Origin of the sequence: Nostoc sp. DedQUE09 (assembly GCF_034530915.1) — a bacterium.
Classification (GTDB): Bacteria; Cyanobacteriota; Cyanobacteriia; order Cyanobacteriales; family Nostocaceae; genus Nostoc.
The window spans coordinates 1-14989 of sequence record NZ_JAVRCE010000033.1 but is presented as its reverse complement, the minus strand read 5'-3'; the positions used below and the strand labels follow the sequence as shown (position 1 = coordinate 14989).

The following is a 14989-nucleotide window of genomic DNA, read 5'->3' as shown; positions in this document are numbered from 1 at the left end:
TATATTGAAATTTTCTACTTTACAGCGCTGCAAACTTTTTAGGTGCAATTTATCTAGCTGCTTCTATCATTTGGCTTAATTGATGACACGCCCTAGTAATCACTGGTACATAACCATCTGATTCTAGTAACTTTATTCATGAATTTAAAATTATAAAAACTGTCGAGCGATCGCTGGTTCTATATTAAGTCCAAGGTAACTTATTTGACTGTGATATTTCTGGCTTCAGATAATTTTGATGCTGTCTGCTGGAACCGTTCAGGAAGTATACGAAGTTAACAATGTTTGAGGCACTATCAAGCCCATAAATTTGAGAAAATAAGGCTAAAGAATTCAATTAAATTGTGTTTGTAACCCTCATTTGATCGTTACTCCCTGAACAATTACGTTTCAAGTCTAGAGTATTACTCTAAGAAATTTGGTTTGGGAGTAGTAACACCATTACGACCGACTGCGGGTATTTCCAAGAGCTCATCTGTAGCAGTAGGAGTCCCATTAGTATTACCACTGGAAGTCACTGAGCTTTGATTGCCAGGATGTCCATTAGGGATGAACAATTGCGGATGATCAAAGGGTGCTTGTTCAAGGAGGACTCGCTGATCGGTTAGTCCGTTTCTTAAGAAAGCGACCAAATCAGCTTTTTTAGCATCGGTTAAGTTCAACACTCCTGCACCAGGCCCACCGTCGTCACCTCGACCACGATTGTAAAAGTCCACTACTTGCTCTAAAGTTGCCATCCCACCGTTATGCATATATGGAGCTGTCAAGCCGATATTACGCAGGCTAGGTGCTTTAAACAGCGATTTGGTAGTGTTTCCAGCTCCTGGATCGTCTGAGGCAGGTCTGACTCCGTAGTTAGGGAAGAAGCCGTTAGTTGGATTATTAATAAGCGGATCAGTTGAATCAGTTGAAGCTACTCCTGCGGTTCTTCTTATCGAAGCGGTGGTGAATTCTGGAATCGTATGGCAGATGTTGCAATTACCGCCACCATTAGCCGTACTATTTACAAATACAGTCAGACCGCTTTTTTCCTGAGCGGTGAGAGCATTGATATTTCCCGCTTGGAATTTATCAAAAGGTGTATTGTCAGACACAAGAGTAGATATATACTTTTGCACTGCTAACCCAGAAAATAAGGAGAAGTTCCAATCTCTAAGCGAAAACTGATTTGCAGGTAAAGTCTGTCCTTCCTCACTCTCATTACCATCATCATTCTTGGCGAGGATTGTTGGTGTTCCATTACTATCAACTTGAATGATTGACTTTGACTTCCACCATTCCTTCTTAAAGGCTTTCCGAATCAGCTGATCGTAGGATGTGGTTTTCAGACCAGGGCGAGGAAATCGACTGTCAGATCCTAAAACACTGTCTTGCTGATCTACAAGTTGTTTACCTAAAGGTCTGAGGCTTTTGATCTTCTGACCTTTTTTTCGCAGAAACTTAGCACCGACTTCAGGTAAGGTACGACCATTAGCAGATGTCTCAAATTCACTCAATAGTGGTCCGGTGACTAGAGAAGCAATAGAGGAATTGTTGAGCGAAACGGAAACAGCAGTTAGTTGCTTTGGTTTTGTAGCTTTGTAAACTTTAGCACTCAGGTCTGCTGCTCCTTTTATATTCACCCCATTGAAGGTTTCCTTGGCGCGACCATCCCAAAACTGGAGTTTGTTGAAAATTGCATTAATTACCGTTGGGGTATTACGCGGCGCAACTCGACGCACATTAATTCCATTGACTTGAAAGCCGTCTGGATCTGGTTCAGATGTAGCCGAATCCACTGCTTGACCCGGAACAGTGTTCTTAAGAACACTGTAAAACACACCTTGGGATGAGGCGACATCGTTAGTGTTAGAAATAACCGTACTGGTTCGATCGTTAGGATCTGCCAGTTTGTGAAATGGAAAATCTGCCGCCGTGAGCTGATAGTTTGCAGCACCACCTACCTGGAAAGTTATATCTTTCAGTGATGCCAAAAGACCAGGACTGATTTGATTCTTTGATCTATTATCAGTTCCCGCATGAAAGTGACAACTAGCACAGGACTGAACGCCATCACTACCAAGCTGCATGTCCCAAAATAGGGCTTTTCCTAGCTTGAGTAAAGCTTGCTGGTCGTCAACAAAGTCTGTGAGATTGCTTGGTTGAGCCACTGCTGTCAAGAGTAGTGGGTTCGCCGGGGTAGGATCTCCAGATGTAGCCGATGGCAAACTGGTTATGTTATTTAGGGGAGTCGGGTTCGGTGTTACTTCTGCGGATACGATACCTCCACCAGCGATCGCCACAGAAACTATAACGAAAATTGCCAGAGGGCGTGAATATCTTGATATTATTCTGGTTTTATGCATTAAATAAAACCAGAATAATATCAAAATTAGCACGATTAATATTGCTAATGCGGTATTTGAGCGTATCATAAGACCTCGCGATACGTGTGGAAACCATCAGGTTGAAACTGACTCAGGAAGACTCAACCTTAATTTATGTAGTATTAAAGTACCAAAAATGTATTATAAGCGTATAAATGATGTATTTTAACCATCTATAAAATACTACGCCGCAGTAATCTGATTCTCTTAGGATTACTATTGTCATGAATGCTGCGACTTTCTCCAACTGACGCCACATTAGTAATATTTAATACATAGACCAGCAATTATCAGTCATTCTATGCCTATCCATCAGTACAATTAATCACGGGATCGCTTGCTGTATTCTTCACGATTTGTTACAAAAGTACAAAGAACTTCTAGAGACTTAAAACCACATGTTCGGCGGACTTACTGGTTTACAAAATCCTAAAGGCACAGATTGGGGAGAGCGGATGCTCAATACAGTCGCCAGCCAAACGATTCGCCACCTGTTTACCCAAAGCGAGTCAGTAGAAGTCTTTGTGCGCTGCTACCCCTCCAGCAAGCTCTTGCAAGGCAGCATTGATAGCTTCAAAATGAGCGGCCGTGGCTTGGTGATTCGGAGAGATTTTGCAGTTGAAGAGATGTCGTTTGAAACTGATGCGGTGGCCATTGACTTCGGCTCGGTTTTAAGTGGCAAACTTAGCCTTAAGCAACCTACTCAAGCGATCGCTCAAGTAATCTTATCAGAAGCAGGCATAAACCAAGCCTTTAATGCGGAACTGGTGAAAAAGCGCTTGCTTAACCTCACCGTACCATCACTGACAGAATTATCTGGCGGTGAACCAGTCTCCTTTACAGATGTTCAGGTACAGCTATTGCCAGAAAATCGCTTACAGCTTCTAGCAAAAGCAGATTTAAATAATGGCGAACTTGTACCCCTGAGCATGATTTTAACTGTAGGTATTGAAAGACGGCGGCGAGTTTCTTTCAAAGATCCAAAAATTCAACTTGACCAAGTGCCAGAAGCACAACGAGAAATCTCGCAAACCTTGAGCGTAGCGCTGGTAGAAATTTTAGATAATATGGTCGATTTGGATCGTTTTGACCTTGATGGAGTGAAAATGCGCCTCAACCGATTAGAAACTGAAGGTCAAAAAATTATTTTCAGTGGATATGCTGAAATTGAACGTATTCCAAATAGTCCTTAATCTAAGATTATAGGTAAACAAATTAAAGTGAAGCTTTAAACAAATTAAATACCGCCTAAATGATTTTAGGCGGTAGTTTAAATCTTTAGGTTTTGAAGAAAGTTAGGAGTCATTAATTACTCCTAACTTTTAACTTTTTATCTTCCCACGCCTACATATTGGAATCCTGCCCGTATCATTGCTTCGGGGTCGAGGAAGTTACGACCATCAATGATAACGGGGTGGGCCATCAATTTTGCCATCTTCACATAGTCGAGAGTGCTGAACTGCTGCCATTCGGTGACAAGTACTAAGGCATCACAGCCGTCAGCAAGTCTTTCGGCATCGGTTTCTACTAACACACCAGAAAGCCCATGACGTAGACCTGTTTGGGAAACAATGGGGTCATAGGCTTTAACTTTAGCTCCCAGCCGATTTAGCTGCTCAATTAGGTTGAGTGCTGGAGCGTCGCGCAAGTCGTCGGTATCGGGCTTGAAGGTCAGTCCGAGTAGTCCGACTGTTTTGCCTTTGAGAATTTTGAGAACTTGTTGGAGTTTTTCCAAAGCAATCAACCGCTGACGCTCGTTGACACTGACAGCAGATTTTAGTAGTTGGGCTTCATAACCATAGTCATCAGCAGTGTGAATCAGAGCGGAGACATCTTTGGGAAAACAAGAACCACCCCAACCAATACCAGCTTGTAAAAACTTGTTACCAATGCGGGAATCTAGACCGATACCTCTAGCTACTTGGGTGACATCAGCACCGACGCGATCGCAAATATTAGCAACTTCGTTAATAAAACTAATCTTAGTGGCTAAAAAGGCATTAGCGGCGTATTTAATCATCTCCGCCGAACTCAGGTCTGTTGCCAAAATTGGCACTGGAGGTAAAGACTGATCGTCAGCGTACTTGCGTTCCACAATTGGGGCATAGAGTTGTTGCATTAAAGCTACTGCTCTTTGGCTATTGCCTCCTAGTACAATACGATCAGGGTTAAAAGTATCGTGAACTGCCGAACCTTCGCGCAAGAACTCTGGATTGCTGACTACATCAAACTCGGCTACAAATTCAGATAATTTCTCATCACTCGGCACTCCACCCGCAGGTATCAGTGTTTTCTGCCGCTCTGCAACACCATCTAGAACAAGCATCCGCACCCAGTCACCTGAGCCAATGGGTACTGTAGATTTATTCACTATGACTTTATAACCACCGTTGAGATTTTCCCCAATCCCACGGGCTACAGCTTCAACGTAACGAGTATCACTTTCACCAGTGGGCAAAGGTGGCGTTCCCACAGCAATAAACAGAATTTCTCCGTGGGAAACTCCAGCAGCAAGATCGCTAGTAAAGTGAATCTTCTCTGTTTGAATGGCAGACTGCATAATTTCTGAGAGTCCCGGCTCAAAAATTGGAGACTGCCCAGACTTCATTAACTTAACTTTTTCTTCGTTGTTGTCTACGCAAATTACATCATGCCCAATATGAGCCAAGCAAGCGCCTGTAACTAAACCAACGTAACCAGTACCAATCACGCAAACACGCATTTATTTAACTCCTCACTTATTTGGGCTTAATCTTCAAAAAGAAGTTCTCAAGTTTACACTTACACATTTGGGAAAACTCAGCAACTAAATATACTAGCTACTGATGGAATTAGCCTGCATAAAAATTTAGAGCGACGCTAGACGCCACTCAGGTGCTTGAATTATTGACATCGCTTTGAATGCGATCGCGAAAATCTTCTATTGTTAGTTTTAGACCCTCTTGTAGAGGAATGGTAGGTTCCCAATTTAACCAAGTTTTTGCCTTTGTGATATCAGGCTGGCGACGGCGGGGATCGTCCGAAGGTAGTGCCTCGAATTTAATCTGCGCGTCTGGATTGATCATATTTTGCACAGTTTGTGCCAATTGTAAAATCGTGTATTCACCAGGATTACCCAGGTTGACTGGGCCAATGTAGTCGCTATTCATTAGGCGGATGAATCCTTCTACCAAATCGGAAACGTAGCAGAAACTACGAGTTTGTGAACCATCACCGTACACGGTTAAAGGATTACCCTGCAAGGCTTGAACTATAAAGTTGCTCACCACCCGACCATCATTTTCTAACATTCTCGGTCCGTAGGTGTTGAATATCCGCACAACTCGAATATCAACTTTATTTTGCCTGTAGTAATCAAATGCTAGAGTTTCAGCAATTCTTTTACCTTCGTCGTAGCATGAACGTATTCCAATGGGATTGACGCTACCTCTATACTCTTCAGTTTGAGGATGAACTTCTGGATCTCCGTATACTTCACTAGTAGAAGCTAAGAAAAACCTCGCTTTCACACGTTTAGCTAGCCCCAACATATTTAGTGTTCCCATCACGTTAGTTTTAACGGTTTTAACTGGGTTGTACTGGTAATGTACTGGTGAAGCAGGACAAGCTAAATGATAAATTTGATCGACTTCTAACCGAATTGGTTCGGTAATATCGTGACGGATCAATTCAAAGTACGGATGGCCTAACCATTTCAAAATGTTGCGTTTATGACCGGTGTAAAAATTATCCAAGCATATTATTTCATGGCCAGCAGTCATTAGTCGGTCGATGAGATGGGAACCAATAAACCCAGCACCGCCCGTCACCAAAATTCTCATAGTTTCCCAGTTACTTACAAATATTTTCAGTAGCTATTGCACTTACTTTTAGATTACCCACCTTGGGTACAAAAATACAAAACAAAAAAACGAACAAGGCTCAATCAAAAATTGTTGTTGAACTTACCTATTTTTTCACAGTTGTAGTTTTGTTATATTTTTACCTGTTTTCTTAAGAATTCAATTAGCAAAATAACAAATATTCTTTAAAAATTGTTTGTTGTTCTGCCGATCTTTATCAAATCTTCAAAAATATAAAGTATTTTTACGGTTATTAAGTTTTTAATTGGATACCAAAAATTAGTCGAGATCGGGTTGACACTCGCGCTAAAAATATATGCAAATAATACAGACGTAAACCTCTACAGCCGATTCTATTTATTACCAATATTTGAGGAAATTTGATGCCTCCGGCGGTCACTGAGCTTGTCGAAGTGCGGACTACGCTAACGTAGCCCAAGTCCACTTACTTGAACTGTATTCTGCCTTACATCATACAGCAGATGTAATGCTGTTAACCGTGGTAGAGAGAATTAAATTTGTGCTTTGAGTGCGTTGCGGTTCTCCAAGCATAATAATTGAGCAGGTCAGTTGTCTGGCTAACTGGGTTGTGACATCGCTAATGGCTAACCCTCCAGGACTAGTACGATTACGTATAAAAGGTAAAACTACTAAATCATATAATCTTGCTGCCTGTAAAATTGCTTGGGCAACATTTTCGTGAGCGATGATTTGAATTTCTGGGGCATTGGCTAAAGCCAATTTAGATACCAATAAGGAGAGATGCGATCGCCTCCAAGCAATTTTACTAGAACTAGTACGGCGATCGCACACATTCAGCACAGTAATGTGGCTCTGATTTGCCTCTGCGAGCATTTGGGCAAGTTGTACAGGTTGTAATGTCGGCGCTGTTAAATTTTCTATTGGTACTAAGATTCGCTGAATTTTTTTCGGTGATTGTACTAAACGTGTTACCGCTACTGGACAATGAGATGCCCAAAGCACACCATCAATCACATTTCCAAATAAACGCGCTCGCAACCCAGTTCGTTTACCCCAACCCATAACAATTAAATTAGCCTTTTGTTCGCGAGCCGCTCTGCTAATTCCTTGAGCAAAGGCATCATCAATTCGCAGCACTGGTTCTGCGGCTACGCCTAAAGCTCGACTTTGTTTAGTGGCTTTATTCAATAACCACTCACTCCGTTGTAGAGACGCTTCTAACTGGGGCGCATCCATGTGAGCAGCAGCAGTAGCGATCGCCAGGGGTATAATTTTGCCCTCAGACTGACGCGCTAATAATGCCGCCATTTCAGTCAAATACTGCTGGGTCTGAGGATTATATATAGGTACGACTATAGTAAAAGCACTGTCTGTTTCTGATGTGTTCTCCTCAGCTAGGGGTGGTGCTGGATCTTCATCTGGTGGGGAATTCAAACCAACAGCTGTTCGACTGGTGATCAACGGTCCCAAGGTTGATGTGACGAGCATTAAGACAATCACACTGTGTAATACTTCTAGTGGCAGTAACCCAGCCTGATATCCCACTAACGTTGCTGCTAACGTTGTACCAACCTGGGGAAGTGACAGCGACCACATCGTTAGCATTTCTTGCCATTTATAGCGGTAAACCAGTTTTGTCAACAAAGCTGCGATCAATTTACTGATAATCAAACCAACTACGATCAATAGCGTTAACTTGAGCGTATTCAGATTGTTTACAAAGACGGGTAGATCGATCAGTAAGCCAAGGTCAACAAAGAAAATGGGAATGAACAGCACACTGCCAATAAATACCACCTTTTCTTTGACTGGGCCTTCACCCACAGCTTCATTCACTGCCAAACCCGCTAAAAAAGCACCAACAATTTTTTCTACCCCAATCAATTGAGCGCCCACAGCTGCCAGAAACACAGAAAGCAACACAAACAAAAACTTGTTTCCTTCATCGTCTCCAGAGCGTTTGAAAAATTCTTTGCCTGCCCAATCAAAGCCTGTCACAACGGCCACAGAGTAGATAATTAACCAACCTGACAAAGTGAGTAATCTCGCAAAGCTGAATGCTTCAGTATGAGAGACTGCTACACAAATGGCTAATATCAGTACTGCACCAATGTTTGTAAAAATCGTAGCCCCAATGGTGACAGTAACAGCTTCGTTGTTTACCACTCCCAAACGGCTGATTATGGGGTATGCCAAAAGGGTATAGGAAGCAAATAAAGAGCCAATTAAGATTGAAGTATTCCAGCCATAGCCTAAAATCAGCCCTACTAAGGTTCCCATGACTAGGGGTACACAGAAAGTAAAGCTAGCAAACCCAAAGGCACGACTTGTTTTCCGGCGAAACTGTTCTAAATCGATTTCTAGCCCGGCGACAAACAGCAAATAAATTAACCCAATGTCTGAGAGTAGGTTAATCATCGGTGAGTCAGACTGAAAAAGATTCCAACCTGAAGGCCCAAGTACTAGCCCTGAGAAAACCAAACCCACTAATCCTGGTAATCTTAGCCGTTCAAACATGATGGGTATAACTAAGATGACCACCAGCAAAATAGCAAAGGGAACAATTGGTTCTTTGCCAAGAACTTGGGAAGTTGGTTCCAGAACAAGAACTTGTGATATTAGTTCCATATATAGGAATTGAAGGGGCTATGGTAAAACAGCGATTACCTTGGGGGCGATCGCCCGATCAATATGAATAAATAGAGAAGCCACCTGACGAAAAATCAAAAATCTTCTTAATTTACACTAACTAGGCAATTATTTAAGAACTAACTACCTACGGGTGGATTTGACTCAAAATGAACCGTAAGCGATCGTAGTCATCTTTCAGTAACACACTTAAGTTACGTCCAGCTTTAATTAACCATTCTCGGTCAGCTTTGCGTAACTGGTATACATCTCGAATGGCAGCTGCGGTTAAAGACTCGATTGGCGCACCATTAATACACAGCAGTGTCCGTAAAAAATCTAGTTCTTCAGTAAATTTAATGATAGCTTCTGGTTCACATCGATAAACAGCTTGATGAATTTGTGGGGGACGGGGTGGAAGATACTGATATACTCTTTGGTTATAACTTTTATTTTGCGAAGATAGTTCAAATCCCACGATCGCAGCCCTAAATTCTGTGCGGAGCATGGCAAATATTTGGGGTTGTTCCTCCCGTAAATCTTGCAAGGACAACCCTAATGCCCTCGCCCTGTGTACGGAATCTATGGGCATAGTTGTAGCATAATAGACTACAGCATAAATTTGATTGCCAGATTCTTCATCTACAGAACAGACCCAACTACCAAAGGGTGGCATCGAGGGAAAGCTTAAATCTTCCGGTTCTAAACACTGAGCTAAAAATTCGGTACTAGTAGTTTCAATCACCTCCGCAATGTGGTTGGGATGGCGATCGCCAGTGGCAAACTGTGGTAAAGGGAGGCGCATAGTAATTTAGTCATTAGTCATTGGTCATTAGTCATTAGTTTTTGCCAAATGACAAAGAACAAATGACTAATGACTAATCTTATTTGGCTTTTTTACGTCCGGCAGTGGTTTCTACGAGTTCCAATTCGCTCAGACGGAAGGTAACTAATTTATCCCAGTTACCACCTTCGAATAATACGGCTACTTTGCCGTCACTCACCCGTTGCACGAGTCCTTCGTAGCGATAATAGGTATCTGCGGGATTCTTGACGCGAACAGTTGCTCCAGGCAGAATCATTTTTTTAGCCTCGCTTGTTTCCTTTTAATAGCTTAATACTTGTTAATAGTCATTTGTCATTAGCAAAGGACAAAGGACAAATGACTAATGACGAATCAATAATACTTCTGCCTTTGTCGAAAATTTGCTACCGATTCTACTATTCCCAAGGAAATGAAGTTGGTTAGCATCGCAGAACGCCCATAACTCATCCAAGGTAGGGGAATTCCTGCCACAGGTGCTAACCCAACAGTCATACCAATGTTGACAATCAGCTGAAACACAATCATGGACAAAACGCCAATAGCCAACAAAGAACCAAAGTTATCTTTGGCGGTTTGGGCAACATGCAGTAGACGGAAGCAAATTAAGCAGAAGACAAACAGCACTACCAAACAACCAACAAAACCAAATTCTTCCCCTACTGCGGAAAAAATAAAGTCTGTATGCTGTTCCGGTACGAAATTCAGTTGTGTCATTGGCCCCTTGAATAGTCCCCATCCCCAAATTTCACCAGCACCAATAGCAATGCGAGATTGGATTAAGTGATATCCAGCACCGAGCGGATCGTGATCGGGATTCATGAATACAGTCAGACGGTCTTTTTGATACTCTTTCAAAACATGGTTCCAGGCGAAAACTCCTAATTCTCCACCCAGAATATTGAGAGTCCATGCACCGATAGCACCTAAACCAAATCGACGCCAGGGAAGAGTTTGCCAGCCCACAATAGCCATTGCAACTGACCAAACTATCCCTAATGGGCCAAAAGATAGTTCTTTGAATAAAACTATTGGCGCTGTTAAAGGCCAAGAGATACTAAACAAAATGGCGGCAACCACCGGAGAAATCATCAGAATTAACCAGCCTGGGTTAGCATTTGCCCAGTAAAGCATTCCTAAGACGATCGCACCAAATACCAGTGATGTTGCTAAATCTGGCTGTAAAAATACTAGCCCCCAAGGTATAGCGGTGATTGCCAGAACGCGGAAAACACCTTCTAGGCTAGAAGCAGTCCGCCTGTGTAGCAAAGCAGCTAAGGTGATGATCATGCCAACTTTGGCAAATTCTGAGGGTTGCACATTAAAGCCGGCGACACTAATCCACCGTTGTGCCCCTTTGGCGCTAGTACCAGCAATCATCACGGCAATTAAACTGAAGTTCGTCAGTGTGTATGTTACCCAGTGCCACTGCATCAAAAGTTCGTACCGGATGCGAGATAAAAATAGGGCTATAAGCACGCCGATACCCGCTACCATCCAGTGCCACCACCAGTCAGTTACTGGCTGCTTCAGTTCCGTACTGAGAATCATCAGGCCGCCAAAGATACTGACAGCAATCGGCAAACAAAAAAGTAGCCAATCTACATGCTGCCAGGGCTTAACCCAAGACTTCCAGCGAATTTTGGGGAGCGATCGTTTTAACAACATTGTGCCAGTTTAGACTTTAGCTTTAATTGTTGGGAATTGGGAATTGGGCATTGGGCATTGGTTATTCTCCTTTGCTCCCTTGCTTCCCCACTTCCTAATACCCAGTCCCTAGTATTCCCAAGCCATAGCCCAGGAAGTAGATAGAAATCAAAATTTATAATTATGTCAGGGCAGCAACTGATACTTTACCAGCAATGGTAAGAGCGATCGCTGTTAATGCTTTTGCTGAAGCTGAATCTGGATCGCCAACAACTATCGGTACACCACTATCACCACCAACTCGCGTGGAAATTTCTAGCGGCACACACCCCAAGAGTGGCACTCCCAATTCAGCAGCTGTTTTGGAGCCACCACCGGAACCAAAGATGTCATATTGCTTATCTGGTTGATCGGGGGGGATAAAATAGCTCATATTTTCCACGATCCCCAATACTGGAACATTCATTTGCTGGAACATCCGCAATCCCTTGCGAGAATCTAACAGAGCTACGTTTTGCGGCGTTGTGACAATTACTGCCCCTGCCATCGGCACTGCTTGCGTTAAAGTTAACTGAGCATCTCCGGTTCCCGGCGGCATATCTACAATCAGATAGTCCAGTTCACCCCATTCAACTTGATAGAGAAACTGGCGAATTACACCATTGAGCATAGGCCCCCGCCAAATTACTGGTTGATCTCGGTCAATCAAAAAGCCCATTGAAACTAATTTGACGCCGTGATTAAAAGCAGGTTCCAGAATGTCACCTGTTTCACTAGAACGCACAGTAATTTGAGCATCAGACAAACCCAGCATGGTGGGGTCATTGGGGCCGTAAATATCAGCATCTAGCAAGCCGACTTTCGCTCCAGTTTGAGCTAGAGCCACTGCTACATTCACTGCAACCGTACTTTTACCAACGCCACCTTTACCGCTGGATACAGCAATGATATTTTTGACTCCAGAAATGCCAGTGCGATCGGGTAAACTTTTTTGTTGGGGTGTTTCTGCCGTCACTTCTATACTGACATCTGTCACGCCTGGGAGTTTTTTGACAGCTTTCTGACAGTCTTCGACAATAAATTCACGTAAAGGACAGGCAGGAGTGGTTAATACTAAAGTGAAACTAACCTTACCACCGTCAATTTTTACGTTGCGAATCATATTCAGTTCTACCAGACTTTTGCGGAGTTCTGGGTCTTCCACTGGTCGCAAAATTTCTAAGACAGAGCGGGAATCGAGGACATCGTACATAAAAATTCAAAATTCAAAAAGAATAAATACACTTGTGGGGGAACATCTTAGCTATTAACTGGATGCCTTCTTAAGTAAGGTCAGCTAAGTTTTATCACTGTTACTGCCGTGATAAAACTTAGCAAATAGCATTATTACCTAATAGAATCTTAACTTTCTTTGGGCATTGGGCATTGAAAAGAGATAGAAGGGCAAGGTGCTACTCTTGCTGAAGGGAAAACTCTTCTCCCCTGCTCCCCTGCTCCTCGGTCACTGAGCGTAGCCGTTGGCGTAGTCACTGAGCGTAGTCTCTCGTAGAGAAGTGCAGCCTTTCGTAGAGAAGTGCTGCTCCCTTGCTACCTTGCTTCTTCCCCAATCCCCACTACCTAAAAATCAAAACAACTGTCATTAAGGGATTTTTTCTGACCAGATACCGCTGGTAATGCCGTCTTTTCTACTGCTTCGACTAAAGAACGTGCAACGCGGTCTGCATAAGGACGGGATAAAGACCAAATCAGGGGTGATAACCAACCCCGTAGGGTTACAGAATAAGACAAACAAGTACCACAAACTGTTGACTCTACTTGGTAAGTTACCCGTTCCTCTATTCCAGGAATCGCCATCACGCGGATACTCAGCATCTCTCTGGGATTGACGCGTTCCACAAAAATTCTGATGGGAATCGGCGAAAAGCGTGTTACAGCTTGAAAAATTAATCCTGGTTTGGGTACTAATCCGTGGGGTACATTAGTACTCTTAAGTTGTGGATGCCAAGAAACATCTGTTAAGTCAACCACTTTTTGCCACAGTTCATCTACAGAAGCAGAACTAATCTCTCGATACGTCCACACCAGAGAAGCGCAAAACCGACGACGTTTGCGGTGGATGAATTTGGATAACCAACCTTGCATTTTCCTAATCCTCCTCCCTAGACACTTTTCTGGTAACTCTGGTATGGCGTTCAACTACGCTTAACTGCTAAATTAAAACTTTCTCAAAAATGTCCTAAATCATAGCAAGCCCCGATTTCGATACAGACCCTAACAGTCAACATCAGCAATATGGCAAAAAATTTCTGAGTAGGCCAGTCAAATCGTTGATACCTCAAGCTTAAGACTAAAATTTAGTCTTTATACCAGAATATTCCAATTAAGAATTTCAAAAAAAACTAATTCAATATACAAGCCTATACGCATTTGAGGGAAAATAACTCTAGTGATGCCCATCAATCGGATAAATGCTTAACCCAGGAAGAAAAAAGCGGGTTGGGCAAATAAAGCTAGATTGTTGGCGCGTGTTTCCCCCAAATTTTAAAATGAAAAATTTGTGGCTTTCTGGAAATTGTAATTTAGGTTCGGGAATCTATGTTGACCAACTCGCAAATACCAACTGTAGAAGCAGAATCATCAAAGTCTTTGCCAGCAGATAACGCTCAGGCTAGGGTCAGTCAGTTTATGAAACAGCTGCAAGACGAAATTACCGAATCATTGGCAAAACTAGATGGTGTGGCTAAGTTTCATGAAGATAGTTGGGAACGCCCAGAAGGAGGGGGAGGGCGATCGCGCGTGCTGCGAGAAGGTGCAATATTTGAACAAGCAGGTGTAAATTTTTCTGAAGTTCAGGGTTCCCATTTGCCACCCTCAATTTTAACCCAACGCCCGGAAGCCGCAGGGCATGGCTTTTATGCCACAGGCACTTCAATGGTATTACATCCTCGCAATCCTTATGTGCCCACAGTTCATCTCAATTATCGCTACTTTGAAGCGGGGCCAGTGTGGTGGTTTGGTGGCGGTCTTGACTTGACACCTTATTACCCCTTTGCTGAAGATGCGGCACATTTACACAAAACATTAAAGCAGGCTTGCGACCAACACCACCCAGAGTATTACCCGGTGTTTAAGCGGTGGTGTGATGAATATTTTTACCTGAAGCATCGTGATGAGACACGGGGCGTCGGTGGTCTATTTTTTGATTACCAAGATGGGCAGGGTGCTTTATACCGCGGCCCAAATGCCAATGGAGAAGCGGCTATTTATAGCAATCAGGTGGGAACACCAGCAACCCGCAATTGGGAAGATTTGTTTGCTTTTGTGCAAGACTGTGGTAGAGCATTTTTACCAGCCTATGTACCAATTGTAGAACGGCGCAATGGGATGGAGTATGGCGATCGCCAACGAAATTTTCAACTCTACCGTCGGGGACGATATGTAGAATTTAACTTGGTTTATGACCGAGGCACTATTTTTGGTCTGCAAACCAACGGACGCACCGAATCAATTCTCATGTCCCTACCGCCCTTAGTACGCTGGGAATACGGCTATCAACCGGAACCCAATTCCCCTGAAGCCGAGTTGTATGAAACTTTCCTTAAACCTCAAGATTGGATCAATTGGACACCTAAATAGTTTTGAGTGCTGAGTGCTGAGTGCTGAGTGCTGAGTGCTGAGTGCTGAGTGCTGAGTGCTGAGTG

General features: G+C 43.1%; 11 protein-coding genes. 2 read left to right on the top strand and 9 right to left on the bottom strand.

Annotated elements, in window-relative coordinates; genetic code table 11:
• Positions 1-404: 404 nt before the first annotated feature.
• Positions 405-2414: a cytochrome-c peroxidase gene (locus tag RMY27_RS20535; protein WP_322666265.1), complete on the bottom strand. Its 2010-nt coding sequence runs from the start codon at positions 2412-2414 to the stop codon at positions 405-407.
• Between the two features lie 350 nt (positions 2415-2764).
• Between RMY27_RS20535 and RMY27_RS20530 the strand changes: the two genes are divergently transcribed.
• Entirely contained in the window at positions 2765-3559 is a 795-nt protein-coding gene (locus tag RMY27_RS20530; RefSeq protein WP_322666263.1) for a DUF2993 domain-containing protein, read from the top strand.
• A gap of 137 nt (positions 3560-3696) precedes the next feature.
• Here the strand turns inward: RMY27_RS20530 and RMY27_RS20525 are convergent, their stop codons facing one another.
• The 8 genes from RMY27_RS20525 to RMY27_RS20490 form a co-directional block, all read right to left on the bottom strand.
• Positions 3697-5088, bottom strand: coding sequence for a UDP-glucose/GDP-mannose dehydrogenase family protein (locus RMY27_RS20525; RefSeq protein WP_322666261.1), 1392 nt, complete (start codon positions 5086-5088; stop codon positions 3697-3699).
• Positions 5089-5236: 148 nt separating this feature from the next.
• Entirely contained in the window at positions 5237-6187 is a 951-nt protein-coding gene (locus tag RMY27_RS20520; RefSeq protein ID WP_322666259.1) for a UDP-glucuronic acid decarboxylase family protein, read from the bottom strand.
• Positions 6188-6679: 492 nt separating this feature from the next.
• The gene (locus RMY27_RS20515; RefSeq protein ID WP_322666257.1) at positions 6680-8818 is read right to left on the bottom strand and encodes a cation:proton antiporter; all 2139 of its coding nucleotides are present in this window, start codon (positions 8816-8818) and stop codon (positions 6680-6682) included.
• Between the two features lie 148 nt (positions 8819-8966).
• Entirely contained in the window at positions 8967-9623 is a 657-nt protein-coding gene (locus RMY27_RS20510) for an HAS-barrel domain-containing protein (RefSeq protein WP_322666255.1), read from the bottom strand.
• A gap of 79 nt (positions 9624-9702) precedes the next feature.
• Complete coding sequence (locus RMY27_RS20505; RefSeq protein ID WP_094351697.1) at positions 9703-9900, bottom strand: NAD(P)H dehydrogenase subunit NdhS; 198 nt, start codon at positions 9898-9900, stop codon at positions 9703-9705.
• A gap of 95 nt (positions 9901-9995) precedes the next feature.
• Positions 9996-11309 (bottom strand): rod shape-determining protein RodA, encoded by a 1314-nt coding sequence (gene rodA / locus RMY27_RS20500; protein WP_322666253.1) that lies wholly within the window; start codon positions 11307-11309, stop codon positions 9996-9998.
• Between the two features lie 160 nt (positions 11310-11469).
• Entirely contained in the window at positions 11470-12540 is a 1071-nt protein-coding gene (locus RMY27_RS20495; protein ID WP_322666251.1) for an Mrp/NBP35 family ATP-binding protein, read from the bottom strand.
• Positions 12541-12905: 365 nt separating this feature from the next.
• On the bottom strand, positions 12906-13430 hold the full coding sequence (locus tag RMY27_RS20490; protein WP_069070960.1) for a polyketide cyclase / dehydrase and lipid transport: 525 nt from the start codon (positions 13428-13430) through the stop codon (positions 12906-12908).
• Between the two features lie 453 nt (positions 13431-13883).
• Between RMY27_RS20490 and hemF the strand changes: the two genes are divergently transcribed.
• Complete coding sequence (hemF, locus tag RMY27_RS20485) at positions 13884-14924, top strand: oxygen-dependent coproporphyrinogen oxidase (RefSeq protein WP_322666249.1); 1041 nt, start codon at positions 13884-13886, stop codon at positions 14922-14924.
• Positions 14925-14989: the final 65 nt, after the last annotated feature.